Source organism: Allosphingosinicella sp. (assembly GCF_036387215.1).
Taxonomy (GTDB): Bacteria; Pseudomonadota; Alphaproteobacteria; order Sphingomonadales; family Sphingomonadaceae; genus Allosphingosinicella.
Genome location: NZ_DASVUE010000084.1, coordinates 1 through 19,656, shown reverse-complemented (window position 1 = coordinate 19,656; position 19,656 = coordinate 1). Strand labels below are relative to the sequence as shown.

The following is a 19,656-nucleotide window of genomic DNA, read 5'->3' as shown; positions in this document are numbered from 1 at the left end:
CACATGGATCAGGTGAAGATCGCCCGCGCTTTGCTGTCGGTATCGGACAAGACCGGCCTCGCGGAGCTGGGCCGCGCGCTTGCGGCGCACGGAGTGGAGCTCGTCTCCACGGGCGGCACCGCAAAGGCGCTTCGCGACGAGGGGCTCGAGGTCCGCGACATCTCCGATCTCACCGGCTTCCCGGAGATGATGGACGGGCGGGTGAAGACGCTTCACCCGAAGGTGCACGGAGGCCTTCTCGGCGTCCGAGACGATCCCGCTCATGTCTCCGCAATGGAGGAGCATGGCATCGGTCCGATCGACCTCGTCGTCGTGAACCTTTATCCGTTCGCGCAGACCGTTGCCCGCGGCGCGGGGCGCGATGAGGTCATCGAGAATATCGACATTGGCGGCCCCTCGATGGTGCGCTCGGCAGCCAAGAACCACGCTTTCGTAGCGATTGTAACTGACCCATCCGACTATCCCGAGTTGATCGAGGCGCTCGGGACAAGCGGCGGAATGACGTCACTCGATTTCCGCAAGCACCTGGCAGCCAAGGCTTTTTCCGCGACCGCCGCTTACGACGCGATGATCTCTCAATGGTTCGCATTCTCGGATCAGGGGCAGATGTTCCCCGATATGCTGGCCCTCACTGCCCACCGCCGCGAGGAGCTCCGCTACGGCGAGAACCCGCACCAGAAGGCCGCGCTCTACGTCCCCGCCGGCCCGCACGCCCGCGGCATCGCGCAGGCGGAGCAGGTGCAGGGAAAGGAGCTCAGCTACAACAATTACAACGATGCCGATGCGGCGCTGGAGCTGGTCGCCGAGTTCCGCGACGCCGGCCCCGCCTGCGTGATCGTGAAGCACGCCAATCCTTGCGGCGTCGCCACCGGCGGCACCTTGCTCCAGGCCTATCAGGAGGCGCTCGCCTGCGATCCCGTCTCCGCGTTCGGCGGCATCGTCGCAGTCAATCGGCCGCTCACCGCTCTGGATGCGGAGGCGATCACAGCCATCTTCACCGAAGTCGTCATCGCCCCTGATGCCGACGAGGAGGCGAGGGCGGCGTTCGCGCGCAAGAAGAACCTCCGCCTGCTCCTCACAGGCGCGCTTCCGGATCCCAATCGCGGCGGCCTCGCGCTGAAGTCGATCGCCGGCGGCTACCTCGTCCAGTCCCGCGACAACGGCCGCATCGGCGAGGGCGATCTGAAAGTCGTCACGAAGCGGGCGCCGACCGAACAGGAGCTCGCCGACTGCCTGTTCGCCTGGACGGTCGCCAAGCACGTGAAGTCGAACGCGATCGTCTATGCCAAGGGCGGAGCCACCGCGGGCATCGGCGCCGGCCAGATGAACCGCCTCGAATCCGCCCGCATCGCCGCCTGGAAGGCGCGCGACGCCGCCGATAAGGCCGGATGGGCCGAGCCGCGCACGATCGGCTCGGCGGTCGCGTCCGACGCCTTCTTCCCCTTCGCCGACGGCCTCCTCGCCGCGGTCGAGGCAGGTGCGACCGCGGTGATCCAGCCCGGCGGCTCGATCCGCGACGACGAAGTCATCGCCGCGGCGGACGAAGCGGGGCTGGCGATGGTCTTCACCGGAATGCGCCACTTCCGCCACTAGCCCTAGGCACGAAGCACGTGCCCGGAACAGTTCCCGCCGAAAGGCCGTTGGCTTTCCCGAACAAGGGAGGCCAAGCATGAACGTCGGCGACGAAAGAAGCATTTCCTACTGGATGCACGAGGCGCCGGTGATCGATGCGCCGCCGCTCACCGCTGACGCGGAGTGCGACGTGGTGGTGATCGGCTCTGGCATTGCCGGCCTCTCCACCGCCTACGAGCTCTCCCGCTTCGGCCGCTCGGTGATCGTCATCGATCGCGGCGGCATCGGCAACGGCATGACCGCTCGCACCACCGCCCACCTCGCCACCGAGCTCGACGATTTCTATTCGGAGCTGATCAAGGTCCGGGGCGAGGACGAGGCGCGCCTCTATCACGACAGCCAGGTAGCGGCTGTGAACCGCATCGAGGCGATCTGCCGCGACGAGGACATCGACGCCGATTTCGCACGCGTCGACGGCTACCTCTTCCCCGCCGAGCCCGATCACTGCTCCTGGCTCGAGGAGGAATACCAGGCCTGCAAATCGATAAACGTCGATGTGGAATGGGTTGAGAAGGCGCCGGTGCCGGGGATCGAGACCGGGATGGCGCTTCGCTTCCCCAACCAGGGCCGCTTCCACCCGACCAAATATCTGCGCGGCCTCGCCCAGGCGATCCTCGCCCGCGGCGGCCGCATCTATGCGAACACAGTCCATGCCGGCGACAAGGAGACGGACGACGGCGTCGAGATCACGACTGAAGCGGGGCCGGTGATCCGCGCCCGCGCCGCCGTCTTCTGCACGAACTCGCCGACCAACGACAAGGTGGCCATCCACGCCAAGCAGACTCCGGACCGCACCTATGTGGTGGCGGGCCGGGTGCCCAAGGGATCTGTGCCGGACGCGCTCGTCTGGGACACGTACGAAGCCTATCATTATGTCCGTATCCAGCCGCTCGATGAAACGGAGGACCTGCTCATCGTCGGCGGCGGCGATCACCGGTCGGGCGAGGCTTACGACATGGAGCAGCGCCTCGCCGATCTCGAGAGCTGGACCCGCGAGCGCTATCCGAGCTTCACGGGCGCGGAATATCGCTGGTCCGGCATGGTGTTCGAGCCGATCGACTTCATGCCCTTCTCGGGCCGCAACCCCGGCAACACCAACATCTACATCCACACCGGCGATTCGGGGCAGGGGATCACCAACGGCGTTGCCGGCAGCCTCACCATCATGCCGCTGATCATCGGCGAGGATAGCCGCTACGCGCCCGTGTTCGATCCTGCGCGGAAGTCCCTCACCTCCACGTCCTCGATCGGCGAATTCATTCGCGAGCAGGCGGGAGCGGTAAAGAACTTCGCTGAATATATCGGCCCCGGCGACGTCAAGTCCGCCGACGAGCTGCAGCCCGGAGAGGGGGCGATCATTCGCGAGGGGCTGAAGCAGGTCGCCACCTTCAAGGCGGAGGACGGGTCGGTGATCCGCCGCTCGCCGGTGTGCACCCACATGGGCTGCCTCGTCCATTGGAACGGCTTCGAGCGGTGCTGGGACTGCCCCTGCCACGGCTCCCAATTCGCGCCGGACGGGCAGGTGCTCAACGGGCCGGCGGTGAAGCCCCTGGCGGAGGTGGAAGAGTAGGCTCCAGCGCCTCGTCCTTCCTCCGCCGGAAGAGCACGCGATCTTCGTGGGTGAAGCCGAACCGCCAGAGAACGATCCCGAACACCGCCAGGATCGCCGGGATCCCGACGATCAGCTCGACGAATTCGAGGCGCGGCGGAAGCAGCATCAGCAGGTAACCGACTGCGGCCGCAGCGCCCGCTGCCCAGATGAGCGGCATCCGCCAGCCCTGCACCGGCGCCCCCAGGATCCGGCACAGGAGCCGTGACTTTAGGATCGAAGCCAGTCCGAGCGCCAGCAGAAGCGCCATCGCCGGAGCGGCGGCGACGAACTTCTCCGGCAGGCGGTTCGTAGGCAAATCGAACATGTTCACCAGCAGCGCCGGCGCCTCCAGCCCGCGCAGGACCAGGATGAGGACGATGCTGAGCGCGCCTTGCACGATGATCATCAGCGTCGAGATCATCAGGTTCCGGTGCCGGGCCACGTAAACGAGTGCAGCTTCGGAAACGGCCGCCGTCGCCGCGACGACCTCCGCCGCGAGAAGGAAGGCGAGGGCTGCGGTTCCGCCGACGAAGGTCGCGCCGACGAGGCCCATCACCGCTTCTCCCGGAATCCCGAGTGCCAGGGCGACGCCCGTCTGCGCTGCAATGATCCAGAATCCGACCTGCCGGACCTGCTTCGCGACCGCCTTCTTGTCCCCTTCCGCCAGCTTCTGGGTGATCACCGGCCCGAGGATCGGATCAAAGCTGGTCTTGAGCTTCTGCGGCAGCGACGCGACCTGCTGGGCCACATAATAGACGCCGACGATCACCGGCGAGAAGAACAGCCCGAGGATGGCGATGTCGAGGCGCCGCGAGCCCCATTCGATCGCGTCCGCGGCCGCAAGCGGCGTGTTGCGCCGCGCCATCGTCCAGAGTGCGCCGGGGTCCGGCCGCCATCCCCTGGGCGCGCCGTAAGCCTTGAACAGCGGCCACAGGGAGGCTGCGAAAGCCGCCGTCATCGACACCACATATGAAATGATGAGGCCGTCGCGCGAGGAGAGGAAGGAGAGCACGAACGCTGCGATGCTGAGCGTCCAGGGCTCGACGATCGCTCGAGCCGTCACGGTCGCGCGCACATTGTGCCGGTAGGCCAGCGCGGCGAGCGCGACGTCCGATCCCGCCACTGCGAAGACGACCAGCGGAAGCATCCATTCGAGGCCGTGGATCGGGCTGTTCGGGAACATCGCCTGCGGGAACATCGCCAGCACGACCGTCCCCACCGCCGATGCCAAGAACGCGACCAGCATCCCGTCCCAGACGACGCAGACGTGCGGCTTGTCGGTGGAGGCCAATTGCTGGGCGAGCCCGCGCTTCAGCCCCAGGGTGGCAAGCTGAGCCGCAAACTCGACGATCAGCACCGCATAGGCGAAGCGGCCTAGCTGCTCAGCGCCATAGATCCGGCCGGCGATGAACAGAAAGGGTAGTCGAGCGGCAAGCCGCATCAGGAAGCCGAGAAAGTTCGTCCGCCCGCCCTTGGCGAGGGCGGCGATATCCTCACCGGCGGCCGGCGCCGCCTCCCTCAATGCGCGGCGCCCCAATTGGGCCCGGTGCCGATGTCGACGCCGAGCGGCACCGACAGGCTCACGGCGGGCTCGGCCGCACGCTCCATAACGCCCCGGATCACCCCGCTCGCGCGCTCCACGTCCGCTTCCGGCACTTCGAACACCAGTTCGTCATGCACCTGCATCAGCATGCGCGTGCTTCCGAGCCCCTCGGCTTCGAGCGCCGGGCACATCCGCACCATCGCGCGCTTGATGATGTCGGCGCTGGTTCCCTGGATCGGCGCGTTCACCGCCGCCCGCTCCGCGCCCTGCCGCTCGTGCTGGATCTTGCTCTTGATGCTCGGGAAGTGGGTCTTCCGGCCGAATAAGGTGGTGGTGAAGCCGGTGTCGCGAACGTTGGTCAGCGTCGTGTGGATATAATCGCGGATGCCGGGGAAGCGATCGAAATAGCGGTCGATCATCGCCTGCGCCTCGTCGGCGGTGATCGACAGCCGCCCGGCGAGGCCCCAGCGCGAAATGCCGTAGAGGATCGCGAAGTTGATCGTCTTGGCCGACGCGCGGGTGTCGCGGTTCACTTCGCCGAACAGCTCCTGCGCCGTCAGGTTGTGGATGTCCGCGCCTTCGGAGAAAGCCTGTTTCAGCTGCGGCACGTCGGCCATGTGCGCGGCGAGACGAAGCTCGATCTGGCTATAGTCGGCGGCGAGGATCACATGGCCAGGTTCCGCCACGAAGGCGTCGCGGATGCGCCGGCCGATCTCGGTGCGGATCGGGATGTTCTGGAGATTGGGATCGGTCGAGGACAGTCGCCCCGTCTGAGCGCCGGACAGGCTGTAGCTGGTATGGACCCGCCCGGTCTCCCTGTTGATCTGCTGCTGCAGGGCGTCGGTGTAGGTGGATTTGAGCTTCGACAGCTGCCGCCATTCCAGCACCATGCTCGCGATCGGCACGCCTTGGCGCGACAGCCGCTCCAGCTCGTTGACGTCGGTCGACCATGTACCGGACTTGCCCTTGCGCCCGCCCTTCAGCCCCATCTGGTTGAACAGCACGTCGCCCAGCTGCTGCGGGCTCCCGATCGTGAACTGGCACCCGGCGAGGCCGCAAATGCGCTCCTCGAGCGCGGCGATCTGGGTCGAGAATTCATGGCTGAGCCGCCCGAGCTCCTCCCGGTCGACCTTCACGCCCTCGCGCTCCATCCGCGCGACCACCGGCACCAGCGGCCGGTCCACCATCTGATAGACCCGCTCCACCCGCTCGTAGGGCATGCGCGTCCTGAAGCGGTTCCAGAGCCGCAAGGTCACGTCGGCATCTTCGGCCGCATATTCGGTGGCGCGGTCGAGCGGCACCTGGTGGAACTTGATCTGCTTCTGCCCCGATCCGCACAGCTCCTTGAAGGTGAGGCAGTCGTGGTCGAGATGCTTCTTGGCGAGATCGTCCATCGAATGGCTGTTGAGCCCGCCCGCATCGAGGTTGAAGCTCATCACCAGGCTGTCGTCGATCGAAGCAACCTTGATCCCGCGCCGGTCGAACACGATCCAGTCGAACTTGAAATTGTGCCCGATCTTCAGCGTCGCCGGGTCTTCGAGCATCGGCTTAAGCTTCGCCAGCGCCACCTCGGAGGGAATCTGCTCGGGCCGCTCCGAAAGGAGGTCGTGCCCGCCATGCTCCAGCGGGATGTAGCAGGCCTTGCCGCATTCGGTGGCGAGACTGATTCCGACCAGCTTGGCGGTGACGCAGTCATAGCCGTCCGTCTCGGTATCGACCGCCACCAGCCCATTCCGCGTCGCCTCGGCGATCCAGCGGTCGAGCGCCTCCTCGGTGGTGACGGTCTCGTAGACGGAGCGGTCGATCTTCGGCTCCGGCCGCACTTCGCGCTGCACCGGCGTCTCCGACGCGACCTCCGAAGGCGCCTTCACCTGCGAGGTGCCGTTGAGGCGTGCCACCAGCGACCGGAAGCCCTGATCCTCAAGGAATTCCCGCAGGGGCCCGTCCGGAATGCCCTGCATCTCCAGCTCGCCCAAAGGCTTGGGCAGCGGCGAATCGCACACGAGGCGCACCAGCTCGCGCGAAAGCCGCGCCGCCTCGGCATGCTCCTCCAGATTCTGCTTCAGCTTCGGCTTCTTGATCTCGTCGGTATGGGCAAGCAGCGTCTCGACATCGCCATATTGCTGGATGAGCTGCGCCGCGGTCTTCGGCCCGACGCCCGGAACGCCGGGCACGTTGTCGACGCTGTCGCCCATCAGCGCCAGCACTTCGCCGAGCTGCTCCGGCCCCACGCCGAACTTCTCGATCACATAATCCCGGCCGATGCGCCGGTCGTTCATCGTGTCGAGCATGTCGAGGCCGGGCTCGATCAGCTGCATCAGATCCTTGTCCGATGAGACGATCGTGACCTTCCACCCCTCGGCCAGCGCCGCTTTCGAGTAACAGGCGATAATGTCGTCCGCCTCCAGCCCCTCCTCCTCGATGCACGGCAGCGAGAAGGCGCGCGTGGCGTCGCGGATCAGCGGAAATTGTGGGACGAGGTCGGGCGGCGGCGGGGGCCGGTTTGCCTTGTACTCGCCGTACATGTCGTTCCGGAACGTCTTCGAGGACGCATCGAAGATCACGGCCAGATGCGTCGGCCCGTCCTGCTTGTGGAGGGATTCGGCGAGCTTCCACAGCATCGTCGTATAACCATAGACCGCGCCCACATTGAGCCCATGCCGGTTGGTGAGCGGCGGCAGCCGGTGATAGGCGCGGAAAATATAGCTCGATCCGTCGACGAGATAGAGGTGAGGGGAGGCCATCGGCAGAGGATGTAGCCGGTTTGCCCATTGAAACAACTGCCGAGCGCCATCGTTGGCCTTCCTGAAAGGGGAGAATATTGCACCATCTCGACGCGTGGACGCTTGGGCTGCTGCTGTTCGTCGCCTCGCTTGTGGCGATGATCACCCGGCGGCTGAAGCTGCCCTACAGCGTCGGCCTCGTCGCGGCCGGCATCGCGCTCGCCTTGCTCCCCTTCGGCGTCGAGATGCCGCTGACGCCGGAGCTGGTGTTCACGGTCTTCCTCCCGCCCCTGGTGTTCGAGGCCGCGATCCAGATCCGCTGGAGCCCGTTCCGCCGGGAGCTTCCCCTGTTGCTGCTTCTCGTCACGCTCGGAGTGCTTCTCGCGGCCGGCATCGTCGCTGCGGGGATGCATTATCTGGTCGGCTGGAGCTGGCTCGGCGCCGCCTTCTTCGGCATCCTGATCGCAGCCACCGACCCCGTTTCAGTCATCGCCATGTTCAAGCAGATCGACGTCGACGATCGGCTGCACATGCTCGTCGAATCGGAAAGCCTGCTCAACGACGGCGTCGCTGCAGTGGGGTTCGCAATCCTGGTCGGGATCGCGGCGGGGGGCGCCGTCACTCCAGTGAGCATCGGCGGCGAATTGCTGCTCACCGTGTTGGGCGGGATCCTCGCCGGCGCCGCCGTTGCGGGTCCCCTGCTGCTGATCGCCGGCCGGACGACCGATCACCTTGTCGAGATCACCCTCACCACGCTCGCGGCCTGGGGCTCGTTCCTGCTCGCCGAGCATTTCCATGTCTCGGGCGTGCTCGCCGCGCTCACCGCCGGGCTTCTGGTCGGAAACGTCGGCTGGATGGGCTCGATCTCCGACAGCGGCCGCCCTGCGGTCCTTTCGTTCTGGGAATATGCGGCCTTCCTCGTCAATTCGCTGATCTTCATCCTGATCGGCGGGAGGGAGGCCAACATCTCGCTCGGGCCTTTGCTGTCGGTCGCAGCGATTGCCGTGCTGCTCTCGCTCATCGGCCGCGCCGCCTCCGTCTACCCCGTGGCTTTGATGTTCGGCCGCTCGAGCCTCCGAATCCCCGCCGCTTACCAGCACGTGCTCTGGTGGGGCGGCCTCCGCGGTGCGCTGGCCCTCGCGCTGGCGCTTGCGCTTCCGGCCAACATCCCCGAGCGCGGCGACATCATCAGTGTCGCCTTTGCAGTCGTCGCCTTCTCGATCTTCGTTCAGGGCCTGACCATGGAGCCGCTGATGCGCCGCCTCGGGCTCATCCGCGGTTCAACTGAGCCTGCTTAAGGCGAAGCGCATGAATCGAAGAAGCTTTCTCGCCTCGGCGCTTGCTCTCGGCCTCGCCGCCTGTGCGCCTTCTGCGCTCGAAGCCGCTCCGTTCCAGCCGACCCGCTTTTCGGTGGTCGTGAAAGGGGCGGGCCCTGACGTCATCCTGATCCCCGGCCTCACCGCCTCCCGCGATGTCTGGAGCGGCACCGTCGCCAATGTTCCCGGCTATCGTTACCATCTCGTCCAGGTCGCCGGCTTCGGCGGCAGCCCCGCGGGCGGCAATGCGTCGGGCGCCGTCGTCGCTCCGGTGGCAGAGGAAATCTCCCGCTACATCGCCGCGAACAAGCTCGGCCGGCCGGCAATCGTCGGCCATTCGATGGGCGGCACCGTTGCGATGATGGTCGCAGCGCGTCACCCGGCGCAAGTTGGCAAGGCGATGGTCGTCGACATGCTTCCGCAGCCGGCGGGTCTTGTCGGCTCGTCGGCGACCGGCGTCCGAGGCCTGGCCGAGAGCCTTCGCGGCATCACCGCCACGCCCGGCGGCCGGCGCCTCGTCGAATCGGTGGTGGGGATGCTGAGCGGCAGCCCGAAGGTGGACGGCCGAAGCGATCCGGATGTGGTTGCACGCGCCACGCACGAGCTCGCGCTCACCGATCTCACACCCGAGCTTCCCCGGATCGCGGCTCCGCTCACCGTGGTCTACGCCACCCCCGCCCGAAGCGAATATGTGGACCCCGCTCAAATCACGCGCGAATACCGCCTCGCCTACGCCGGAGCCCGCACCGCAAAGCTCGTGCCGATCACGAATAGCGGCCACATGATCATGTACGAGCAGCCGGGCGCGTTCTACGCCGCCTTTAGATCATTCCTCGGAAGCTAGGGCACCAGCACCGTATCAGTGGCCTCCGGGATCATGTCCGGGAAGTCGAGCGTGTAGTGGAGGCCGCGGCTCTCTTTCCGCTCCAAAGCGGAGCGGACGATCAGGCCTGAGACTTCGACCAGGTTCCTGAGTTCGATCAGGTCCGGCGTCACCCGGAAATGGCCGTAATATTCTTCGGTCTCCTGACGGAGGAGCTCGACCCGGTTCAGCGCCCGCTCCAGGCGCTTCGTGGTGCGGACGATGCCGACATAATCCCACATGAAGCGCCGGATTTCGCGCCAATTGTGGTGGACGACCACCTCCTCGTCGGAATGCGTGACCCGGCTCTCGTCCCAAGGGCGGATCGCCGGGGGAGGGGGGAGCTCGTCCCAATTTTCGTTGATGTGCCGGGCGGCCGCGAGGCCGAAGACCAGGCATTCCAGCACGGAATTCGAGGCAAGGCGGTTCGCGCCGTGCAGGCCCGACTGGGTCACTTCGCCCGCGCCATAGAGGCCGGGGACGTCGGTGCAGCCGTGAAGGTCCACCATCACTCCGCCGCACGTGTAATGCGCCGCCGGCACGACGGGGATCGGCTCGCGGGTGATGTCGATGCCGATGTCGGGCTGTGCGAGCCGCTCGGCGATCGTCGGGAAATGGTCGCGGACGAATTCGGGATCGCGGTGGCTGATGTCGAGATGGACGAAGTCGAGCCCGAGCCGCTTCAGCTCATGATCGATCGCGCGGGCAACGATATCGCGTGGGGCAAGTTCGGCGCGCTCGTCGAAGTCCGGCATGAAACGATGGCCGCTGCCGGGGATCTTGAGCTGCCCGCCTTCGCCCCGCATCGCCTCGGTGATGAGGAAATTCTTGACCTCGACATTGTAGAGGCAGGTCGGGTGGAACTGGTTGAATTCCATGTTCGACACCCGGCAGCCCGCGCGCCAGGCCATCGCGATGCCGTCGCCGGTGGAGCCCCTCGGGTTCGTCGAATAGAGCCAGGCCCGGCTTGCACCGCCGGTGGCGAGGATCGTCGCCCGGGCGGTGAAGAGCGAGACCCCGCCCTTGGCCGCGTCCACCGCATAGACGCCCCACACTCGCTTCTCGCCGCTTCCATGGATCGCGTGGCGCGCGGTGACGAGATCGATCGCCACCATGTGCGGGATGAGCGTGATGTTCGGATGCTTGGCGACGGCATTCTCAAGCGCCTGCTGCACCGCCCAGCCGGTCGCGTCGGCGACGTGGACGATGCGGCGGTGGCTGTGGCCGCCCTCGCGCGTCAGGTGCCAGCGCTCGGATTCGCCGGCATTGAAGGGCACGCCCAACTCTGCCAGCCGCTCGATGGCAGCGGGGGCATTCTCGACCACGAACTCGACGGCGCGGCGGTCGTTGAGCCCCGCCCCGGCGACGATCGTGTCCTCGATATGCTTCTCGAACGTGTCGCCCGCATCGAGCACCGCCGCGATCCCGCCTTGCGCCCAAGCGGTCGAGCCTGCTGAAATCTCGCCCTTGGCAAGAACTCCGACCTTGAGGTGCGGCGCGATGTTGAGCGCCGCGCTCAGCCCGGCCGCGCCGGAGCCGATGACGATCACGTCGAAGCTTCTATCGCTCACGAAACCCCCCTCCCTGGAAGGGAGGGGCTGGGGGTGGGTGAGCGAAGCGACGGCTCAATGCCGTCGGTTCGCTCTATGGGCATCCCGAAAGAGTCTCCTAGGCGCGCAGACGCGCGCACCCACCCCTTGATCCCCTCCCTGGGAGGGAGGGTAGATTGGGGCCTGTCAGCCATTCGCGTTGGAGGCGCGGGTGAGGTTCAGAAATACGTCCTCCAGGTCCGCCTCCCGCGTCGAGACGTCGACAATGCCGAGCCCGTCCCGCTGTAGCGCCGCAAGCACCTCCCCCGCATTCACCCTGTCCTTGCGGTAGGTGATCGCAAGCGTCCGCTCGCGCACGATCTCGATCTTGTCGAAGCAAGAGGCGTCGGGGACGGTGGTGAGATCGCGGTCCACGACCACCTCCACCGCTTTCTCCTGCGCCATTCCGACGAGCGTGCGCGTGGTCTCGTTGGCGATCAGGCGGCCGTGGTTGATGATCGCGATGCGGTCGCAGAGCTGCTCGGCTTCCTCCAGATAGTGCGTGGTGAGGACCACCGTCACGCCCTCGGCGTTGAGGCTTCTGACATATTCCCAAAGCTGCTGGCGAAGCTCGATATCGACTCCGGCGGTTGGCTCGTCCAGCACCAGGATCGGCGGCGAATGCACCATCGCCTTGGCCACCAGCAGCCGCCGCTTCATGCCCCCGGAGAGGGTCCGCGAATAAGCGCCGGCTTTGTCTTCGAGATGGACCGCTCGAAGCAGCTCCATCGTCCGCCGCTCCGCCTTGGGCACGCCGTAGAGCCCCGCCTGGATCTCCAGCGTCTCCGCGGGTGTGAAGAACGGATCGAACAATATCTCCTGCGGCACGATGCCGATCGACGCTTTGGCGTTGCGCGGGTGCTTGTCGATGTCGAAGCCCCAGATGCAGGCCGTCCCGCCGGTCTTGTTCACGAGCCCGGCCAGGATGTTGATCATCGTCGACTTGCCGGCGCCGTTCGGCCCCAGCAGCCCGAAGATCTGCCCCCGCGGCACTTCGAGGCTGACGCCGTCCAGCGCCCGCTTGCCCCCCGCATAGGTTTTCTGAAGGTTTTCGATCGAAATGGCGGCGCCGGGCATGGGCCCGCGCATAGCGGCTTACCGCCCTCCCGCAAAGCAATGCGGAAAGGCGCCGTTTACCGTTCGCCGTAACCTCGCTTTCACGCGCGGCGGCTAGAGCGGGTCCATGCCCGCGCATCGGAGCTGGTGCCGTTGCGGTGCCCGGGCACGGTATGCGTCGGCGGTCGGTGCGGCGTAATTGCGCTGATCGCCACGGGGGGCAGCCCGTCGCCGGAAGGCGATTGTCTGCCCCCATGGCCGTTGCTAGAGGCGGGGCCATGGCCACGAACGATCCCTCGGTTCCCGAAATCGCCTATGTGACGACGCCGCGCGTCGCCTGCGACGGCGCAAGCGCCACCCATCCCGCGCTCGGCCACCCCCGCGTCTACCTGCAGATCGACGAGACCGGCTTCGTCGAGTGCGGCTATTGCGACAAAAGGTTCGTCCTCAAGGGCGGCCCTGCCGATGAGGGTGGATCGGCCGCGTAACCCGCCTATATCGGCAGGATGAACAGCCTCGCCGATCCCCGCCGCTTCCTCTACCGCAACGATGGCCTCTCACCCGAAGCCGCCCAGCGCCTGACAGTGGAGGCGCTGAGGAGCTGCGACGACGGCGAGCTCTATCTCCAATATACCGCGTCCGAGAGCTTCAGCTTCGACGACGGGCGCCTAAAGGCCGCCGACTTCAACACCCAAGCCGGCTTCGGCCTTCGCGGAGTCTCGGGCGAGACCACCGCCTTCGCCCATGCCAACGAGCTCTCCGAAGCCGCCATCCGCCGCGCCGCCGAGACGATGGCGGTGCTCGATCCGTCGAAATCGCCCAAGGCCGCGCCGCCGCGCCGAACCAACGCGGCGCTCTACACGGATTCCGACCCGCTGAGCCTCATCCCCTTCGCGAAGAAGGTCGCGCTCTGCCAGCAGGTCGATGCCGCCGCCCGCGCCCGCGATCCGCGGGTGGTTCAGGTCTCGGTATCGCTCGCCGGCTCGTGGAGCGTGATCGACATCGTCCGGGCCGACGGCTTCGTCGCCCACGACGTCCGTCCGCTCGTCCGCCTCAACGTCTCGATCGTGGTCGAGCAGAACGGGCGGCGCGAAAGCGGCTATTTCGGGCTCGGCGGCCGTTATCTCTACGACGATCTCTTCGTGGAGGGCACCTGGAACCGCGCGATCGATGAGGCGCTGGCCCAGGCGCTGGTGAACCTCGAATCGGTCGCGGCGCCCGCCGGCGAGATGACGGTCGTGTGCGGCCCCGGCTGGCCGGGTGTCCTCCTCCACGAAGCGATCGGCCACGGGCTCGAAGGCGATTTCAACCGCAAGGGCACCTCCGCTTTCTCCGGCCGCATCGGCGAGCGGGTCGCCGCCCCCGGCGTGACGGTGGTGGACGACGGTTCGATCGGCGCCCGCCGCGGCTCGCTCACGATTGACGACGAGGGCACGCCCACGCAGTGCAATACGCTGATCGAGGACGGCATCCTCAAGGGATACATCCACGATCGCCTCAACGCCCGGCTGATGGGGGTCGAGCCGACCGGCAACGGCCGTCGCGAGAGCTTCGCGCACGCGCCGATGCCGCGAATGACGAACACCTTCATGCTCGGGGGCAATGACGATCCCCGCGAGATCCTCGCCCGCGCCAAGAACGGCATCTACGCCAAGAGCTTCGGCGGCGGCCAGGTGGACATCACGAGCGGCAAGTTCGTCTTCAGCTGCACCGAGGCCTACAAGATCGAGAACGGCAAACTTGGAGCCCCGATCAAAGGCGCCACCTTGATCGGCGACGGCCCCACCGTCCTCACCAAGGTCGCCGCGATCGGCAACGATATGGCGCTCGACGAAGGCATCGGCATCTGCGGCAAGGGCGGCCAGTCCGTGCCCGCGGGGGTCGGCCAGCCGACGCTCCTCATCGAAGGCCTCACCGTCGGCGGCACCGCCGCCTGATGGGGGAGGCCTGGGTCCAGGAGGTCCTCGGCTTCTGGTTCGGCCTGGAGCCGGAGCAATGGTGGAAGTCGGATACGGAGCTCGACGAAGCCTGCCGCAAGCACTTCCTGGAGCTTTGGGAGCAGCAACGCGCGCGGCCGATTGCGGACTTCCTGGGCTCCGCTGACGAGGCGCTGGCAGCCATCATCCTGTTCGACCAGCTCCCGCGCAACATGTTCCGTGGCCATGCCGACCAGTTCGCCACGGATCACATGGCGCTCGCCCTAGCCAAGGAAGCTGTCGCCCGCGGCTTTGACGAAACGTTCGAACAGCCGAAGCGCGGCTTCCTCTACATGCCCTTCCAGCATAGCGAGGAGCTGGCCGACCAGCAGCGCTCGCTCGCCCTCTTCACCGCCCTCGGCGACGATTATCAGCTCGGCTTCGCGAAGAAGCACCACGACGTGATCGAGCGCTTCGGCCGCTTCCCGCACCGCAACGCAATCCTCGGCCGAGCGCCCCGCCCGGACGAGATCGCCGCCGGCAACGTCGTTCCCTGGTGATGGCGCTGGTCGAGCTCGCCCGCTTCTACACGAGCTTCGAAGCGAACGTCGTGCGCTCCGCTCTGCTGGCGGACGGCATCGAAGCTTTCCTGTTCGACGGCGAGATGAACTGGGGCGGCCTCGACGGCGTCGTGCCCGTGCGGCTGATGGTGGACGACAGCGACCTCGAGGCCGCGAAGATCGTCCTCGCGGAGGATCAGCGCTGAAGAAGCGCCCGGATCGGGCTCAGATCATATCCGGCGGCCGCGGCCTTGCGCATCAATTCCTCGCCATCGTCCCCCACCTCGGCGCGCGCAAGCGCCCAGAGGAAGGTGGAGCGGGTCCCTGATCGGCAGAAGGCGAGCACCGGCCCCTCGGCCGCCTCCAGAGCCTCCGCCATCGCCGCGACCTGCCCCGCGGAGAAGCCGGAGGCCACCGGGATGTGCCGATAGCCCAGCCCCGCCGCCCGCGCCGCCGCCTCGATCTCGGCGGCAGGGGGCTGCCCCGCCGCCTCGCCGTCGGGACGGTTGTTGACGATCATCGTCACGCCCGCGGCCTTGGCGGCTGCAATGTCTTCGGCATGGACCTGCCCCGCGACCAGCGTCTTCTCGTCAATCCGCCGGAACATGGGCTTCTCCTTCAAAGCTTCGGACTGCCTCGACGAACGCCTCGCCATATCTGGCGAGCTTGGCTTCCCCGACGCCGCCGACGCGGCCGAGCGCGTTGAGGCTGGTCGGGCGCAGGGCGGCGATCTCACGCAGCGTCGAATCGTGGAAGATCACATAGGGCGGCACGCCCGCCTGCCTTGCAAGGTCGCGGCGGCAGGCCCGAAGCGCTTCGAACAGGGGATCGGCGTCAGGCTCGGCCGAGCCCCGCCTCGACCGCCGCTGGCGCTTCGGCGGAAGCACGAGCTCCAGCTGCTCCTCGCCCTTGAGGATCGCGCGTGCCGCCGGGCCGAAGGAGAGGCCGCCATATTCGTCCGCTCTTAGCGCATCCCTCGCCAGCAGCGCCCGCGCCACCGGCTTCATCAGCGCCAGCTCGTCCTCGCCGGCAATGCCGAAGACGGAGAGGCGGTGATGGTTGAAATTGTGGATCTTGTCCGTCTCGCGGCCCGCGAGCACGTCCACCAGATGGCCGATGCCGAACCGCATCTCGGTCCGGAACGCGGCGGAGAGCAGTTTCCGCGCCGCCTCGGTCGCATCGACCTTGCTCGGCGGCGACAGGCAATTGTCGCAATTGCCGCATCTGGCGGGCGGCGCCTCGCCGAAATGGCGAAGCAGCAGGGCCCGGCGGCACTCGGCGGTCTCGATCAGAGCGGCCAGAGCGTTCAGCCGCTGCCGTTCGCCAGGCCGCCGGTCCTCCGGCACCTCGGTTTCGATCCGCCGCCGCGCCCGCGAGAAATCCTCGGCCCCCCAGAAGAGGTGCGCTTCGGCGGGATCCCCGTCACGGCCGGCGCGGCCCGTCTCCTGGTAATAAGCCTCGATCGATTTCGGCAGCCCGGCATGGGCGACGAAGCGTACGTCCGGCTTGTCGATGCCCATGCCGAACGCGATGGTCGCCACCATCACCATGTCTTCGGAAGCGACGAACGCGGCCTGGTTCCGCGCCCGGACGCGCGGATCGAGCCCGGCATGGTAAGGCAGCACCTTGCGGCCGCCAGAGCCGAGCTGTTCGGCCAGTTTCTCGGTCTTGTCGCGGCTGGTCGCGTAGACGATTCCCGGCCCCGGCTGCTCGGCAAGCAGGCTCTTCAATTGTGACGCCACGCCGTCGCGGCTGTGGACATGGTAGCGGATGTTCGGCCGGTCGAAGCCGGCAAGCACCAGCCCGTCCTCGGGGATCCCGAGCTGAACGAGGATGTCCGCACGCGTCTGCCGGTCCGCCGTGGCCGTGAGGGCCAGCCGCGGCACGTCCGGAAAGCGGTCGAGCAATGGCCGCAGCAGCCGGTAATCGGGCCGGAAATCGTGGCCCCATTCGGAAACGCAATGCGCCTCGTCGATCGCGATCAGCGCCAGCGGCGCCCGCTCGATGAGGTTGCGGAAGCCTTCCCCCGTTGCCCGCTCCGGCGCCACATAGAGCAGATCGAGCTCGCCGCGTTTGAGGCGCGCCACCGTCTCCTCGCGATTGTCGTCCGCGGAAGTCAGCGCCGCAGCCCGAATGCCGAACGCGTCCGCCGAGCGGATCTGGTCGTGCATCAGCGCGATCAGCGGCGAGACCACCAGGGCAGTCCCCGCCCGCGCAAGCGCCGGCACCTGGTAGCAGAGCGACTTGCCGGCCCCCGTCGGCATCACCGCAAGCGTGTGCTCGCCCGCCATCACCCGGTCCACCACCTGCCGCTGCACGCCGCGGAAATCCTGGAACCCGAAGGTGGAGCGGAGGATCGAAAGGGGATCGGTCACTCGCCGCTCCGTATCCGTTCGTGCCGAGCAAAGTCGAGGGCGCATGTTTCCGGTTCCGCTGCGGTGCCTCTCACAAAAAAGTCTTTCCTACAGTGTTCCTATTATGTTCTAAGCTGCCGGATGAAGCAAGACTCGTCTCCGCGCCGCCGCGTTCCCGCCTTCACGCCGGTCCCTTTGCGCTACCGAAGCGACGGCTGGACGCCGGGGCGGCAGGCGGATTTCCTCGGACATCTTTGCGAAACCTGGTCGGTGGCCGCCGCGGCGCGCCATGTCGGGATGACTCGCGAGAGCGCCTACCGTCTGCGTGACAAGCCCGGCGCCGAAAGCTTCGCCGCCGCCTGGGATTCGATCCTGGCCGAGCCGCGCCGGGTCCGGATGTCCACACATGAGCTGCTCTGGCACCGGTATTTCTACGGCACGCTGAAGCCGATCATGCGCGGCGGCAAGCATGTCGGCACCCTCCATTCCTCTGACAATGACGCGGTCTTGCGCCTCTATCGCCAGGAAATGCAGCGGCGGCGAAGCGTCAGGCGGATCGACGGAAAGTCACGGTGAAACTTCGCCTGTTTCGCACGCCGGTCGTGACCTTCCGCGCCGTCGCCGGTTCATTCCGCGGCTTCGGCCTGCTCCTGCTCGGCCTCGCTCTGCTGGCGCTGCCACATCTCGGTATAGAGGCCGTTCTTGCGCAGCAGCTCCGCATGCGTACCGCGCTCCGCGACCCGGCCCTCGTCCAGCACCACGATCTGGTCGGCGTCCATCACCGTCGAGAGGCGGTGGGCGATGACGATGCTGGTTCGGTTGGCCGCCACGTCGCGGAGAGTCGCCTGGATTGCGGCCTCGGTTCGGCTGTCGAGCGCGCTGGTGGCCTCGTCGAGGATCAGGATCGGCGGGTCCTTCAGCAAGGTGCGCGCGATCGCCACACGCTGCTTCTCGCCGCCGGACAGCTTCAGCCCCCGTTCTCCCACCTTCGAATCGTAGCCTTCGGGAAGGCTGACGATGAAGTCGTGGATCGAAGCGCCGCGCGCCGCTTCCTCGATCTCGGCCTGGCTGGCGCCGTCCCTGCCGTAGCCGATATTGTAGCCGACCGTGTCGTTGAACAGCACGGTGTCCTGCGGAACGATGCCGAGCGCGCGGCGCAGGCTTTGCTGGGTCGTCCCGCAGATATCCTGACCGTCGATCGTGATCCGGCCGGAGGTCGGCTCGTAGAAGCGGAACAGCAGACGCGACAGCGTCGACTTGCCGGCGCCGGAGGGTCCGACCACCGCAAGCATCGTCCCCGGCTTCACGTCGAGACTGACGCCCTTCAGGATCGGCCGCTCGGGTTCGTAGCCGAAATGCACGTCCTCGAACCGGACATGGCCGGCGGTGACGCGGAGGTCGGGCGCGCCCGCGAGGTCCTTCACCTCGGCGGGCGTGTCGATCACTCCGAACATCGCTTCCATGTCGATGAGGCCCTGGCGGATCGTGCGGTAGACCCAGCCGAGCATGTCGAGCGGCCGGAAGAGCTGGGCGAGCAGGGTGTTGACGAGCACCACGTCGCCGGTGGTGAACATGCCGCGGCTCCAGCCCCACACCGAATAGGCCATCGCGCCCGCCATCATCAGGTTGGTGATCAGCGATTGGCCGATGTTGAGCCAGGCGAGCGAGGTCTCGTTCTTCACGGCCGCATCGGCGAATTGCCGCACCGCATGGCCGTAGCGCTTCGCCTCGCGGTCCTCGGCGTTGAAATATTTAACGGTCTCGTAGTTGAGGAGCGAATCCACCGCCCGGGCGATCGCCTGGTTGTCGACCTCGTTCATCTGCCGCTGCAGCTTCGCCCGCCACTCGGTGACGATGCGGGTGAAGGCGATGTAGCTCACCACCATGACGAGCGTCGCGACGACCAGACCCGGACCGAACTTCACTCCGAAGATCACGGAGATGGCGATGAGCTCGATCGCCGTCGGGGCAATGTTGAAGAGCAGGAAATAGAGCATCATGTCGATGCTCTTGGTGCCGCGCTCGACGATCTTGGTGAGCGCTCCGGTCCGACGCTCCAGATGATAGCGGAGCGACAGCGAGTGGACGTGGCGGAACACGTTCTCGGCAAGCCGGCGGGCCGCGTTCTGGCCCACCTTCTCGAAGATCGCGTTGCGGAGGTTGTCGAACAGCACGCCGGCGAAGCGCGCGCCCGCATAAGCGACGACGAGTGCGATCGCGAGGCCGGCCGCAGCGGTCACGCCGCCCGACATCCGGTCGATCGCGCCCTTGTAGGCGAATGGCATGGTGAGCGTCGCGCCCTTGGCGATGAACACGAGGACGAGCGCGATCACGACGCGCGTCTTCAGCCCCGCTTCGCCCCTTGGCCACAGATAGGGGAGGAAGCGGCGCATCGTCGCCCAGCCCGCTTCGGGGGCGGCTGTCGGGTTCGTCGGCTCGGGCGGCATGTTCGTCTAAATAGGGATGCGCCGCCGAAGCACCAAGTTACGGGAGCGAATCAACAGGAACAGAGCG

The 19,656-nt window shown here is 66.9% G+C and carries 16 protein-coding genes; 9 read left to right on the top strand and 7 right to left on the bottom strand.

The window, feature by feature from the left end; all coding sequences use genetic code 11:
* Positions 1–3 precede the first annotated feature (3 nt).
* Positions 4–1,593, top strand: coding sequence for a bifunctional phosphoribosylaminoimidazolecarboxamide formyltransferase/IMP cyclohydrolase (gene purH, locus VF662_RS03720; RefSeq protein WP_464137821.1), 1,590 nt, complete (start codon positions 4–6; stop codon positions 1,591–1,593).
* Between the two features lie 76 nt (positions 1,594–1,669).
* Positions 1,670–3,202, top strand: coding sequence for an FAD-dependent oxidoreductase (locus VF662_RS03715; protein WP_464137819.1), 1,533 nt, complete (start codon positions 1,670–1,672; stop codon positions 3,200–3,202).
* Here VF662_RS03715 and VF662_RS03710 read toward each other — a convergent pair.
* Complete coding sequence (locus VF662_RS03710) at positions 3,159–4,745, bottom strand: lipopolysaccharide biosynthesis protein (RefSeq protein WP_464137817.1); 1,587 nt, start codon at positions 4,743–4,745, stop codon at positions 3,159–3,161. The two genes, VF662_RS03715 and VF662_RS03710, sit on opposite strands and share 44 nt — an antisense overlap.
* Positions 4,742–7,510: a DNA polymerase I gene (gene polA, locus VF662_RS03705; RefSeq protein ID WP_464137816.1), complete on the bottom strand. Its 2,769-nt coding sequence runs from the start codon at positions 7,508–7,510 to the stop codon at positions 4,742–4,744. Before polA ends, VF662_RS03710 begins: the two co-directional genes overlap by 4 nt.
* 77 nt (positions 7,511–7,587) lie before the next feature.
* On the opposite strand from polA, the gene VF662_RS03700 reads away from it, so the two are divergent.
* Together VF662_RS03700 and VF662_RS03695 are read left to right on the top strand one after the other, a co-directional pair.
* Positions 7,588–8,787 carry a cation:proton antiporter gene (locus tag VF662_RS03700; protein WP_464137815.1) on the top strand — a complete coding sequence of 400 codons (1,200 nt, stop codon included), beginning with the start codon at positions 7,588–7,590 and terminating at the stop codon, positions 8,785–8,787.
* Between the two features lie 10 nt (positions 8,788–8,797).
* Positions 8,798–9,649, top strand: a complete 852-nt coding sequence (locus tag VF662_RS03695) for an alpha/beta fold hydrolase (RefSeq protein WP_464137812.1) — start codon at positions 8,798–8,800, stop codon at positions 9,647–9,649.
* Here VF662_RS03695 and nadB read toward each other — a convergent pair.
* The gene (nadB, locus tag VF662_RS03690) at positions 9,646–11,238 is read right to left on the bottom strand and encodes an L-aspartate oxidase (protein ID WP_464137811.1); all 1,593 of its coding nucleotides are present in this window, start codon (positions 11,236–11,238) and stop codon (positions 9,646–9,648) included. The two genes, VF662_RS03695 and nadB, sit on opposite strands and share 4 nt — an antisense overlap.
* A 165-nt stretch (positions 11,239–11,403) precedes the next feature.
* Positions 11,404–12,333, bottom strand: a complete 930-nt coding sequence (locus VF662_RS03685; RefSeq protein WP_464137865.1) for an ABC transporter ATP-binding protein — start codon at positions 12,331–12,333, stop codon at positions 11,404–11,406.
* A gap of 257 nt (positions 12,334–12,590) precedes the next feature.
* Here VF662_RS03685 and VF662_RS03680 point away from each other — a divergent pair, with 257 nt between their 5' ends.
* Genes VF662_RS03680 through VF662_RS03665 form a run of 4 tightly spaced genes read left to right on the top strand, consistent with a single transcriptional unit; the run spans position 12,591 to position 14,994 of the window.
* Positions 12,591–12,800, top strand: a complete 210-nt coding sequence (locus VF662_RS03680; protein ID WP_464137810.1) for a zinc-finger domain-containing protein — start codon at positions 12,591–12,593, stop codon at positions 12,798–12,800.
* Positions 12,801–12,818: 18 nt separating this feature from the next.
* Positions 12,819–14,249, top strand: a complete 1,431-nt coding sequence (tldD, locus tag VF662_RS03675; RefSeq protein ID WP_464137808.1) for a metalloprotease TldD — start codon at positions 12,819–12,821, stop codon at positions 14,247–14,249.
* Complete coding sequence (locus VF662_RS03670) at positions 14,249–14,788, top strand: DUF924 family protein (protein ID WP_464137806.1); 540 nt, start codon at positions 14,249–14,251, stop codon at positions 14,786–14,788. Before tldD ends, VF662_RS03670 begins: the two co-directional genes overlap by 1 nt.
* On the top strand, positions 14,788–14,994 hold the full coding sequence (locus tag VF662_RS03665) for a putative signal transducing protein (RefSeq protein ID WP_464137804.1): 207 nt from the start codon (positions 14,788–14,790) through the stop codon (positions 14,992–14,994). Before VF662_RS03670 ends, VF662_RS03665 begins: the two co-directional genes overlap by 1 nt.
* On the opposite strand, the gene VF662_RS03660 is transcribed toward VF662_RS03665, so the two are convergent.
* Both VF662_RS03660 and recQ read right to left on the bottom strand, forming a co-directional pair.
* The gene (locus tag VF662_RS03660) at positions 14,985–15,395 is read right to left on the bottom strand and encodes a protein tyrosine phosphatase family protein (RefSeq protein ID WP_464137803.1); all 411 of its coding nucleotides are present in this window, start codon (positions 15,393–15,395) and stop codon (positions 14,985–14,987) included. The genes VF662_RS03665 and VF662_RS03660 overlap by 10 nt on opposite strands.
* Positions 15,379–17,163, bottom strand: coding sequence for a DNA helicase RecQ (gene recQ, locus VF662_RS03655; RefSeq protein ID WP_464137800.1), 1,785 nt, complete (start codon positions 17,161–17,163; stop codon positions 15,379–15,381). The genes VF662_RS03660 and recQ overlap by 17 nt, the downstream gene beginning before the upstream one ends.
* 120 nt (positions 17,164–17,283) lie before the next feature.
* Here recQ and VF662_RS03650 point away from each other — a divergent pair, with 120 nt between their 5' ends.
* Entirely contained in the window at positions 17,284–17,718 is a 435-nt protein-coding gene (locus VF662_RS03650) for a hypothetical protein (protein WP_464137797.1), read from the top strand.
* A 50-nt stretch (positions 17,719–17,768) separates the two neighbouring features.
* Here the strand turns inward: VF662_RS03650 and VF662_RS03645 are convergent, their stop codons facing one another.
* On the bottom strand, positions 17,769–19,589 hold the full coding sequence (locus VF662_RS03645; RefSeq protein ID WP_464137795.1) for an ABCB family ABC transporter ATP-binding protein/permease: 1,821 nt from the start codon (positions 19,587–19,589) through the stop codon (positions 17,769–17,771).
* Between the last annotated feature and the right edge of the window lie 67 nt (positions 19,590–19,656).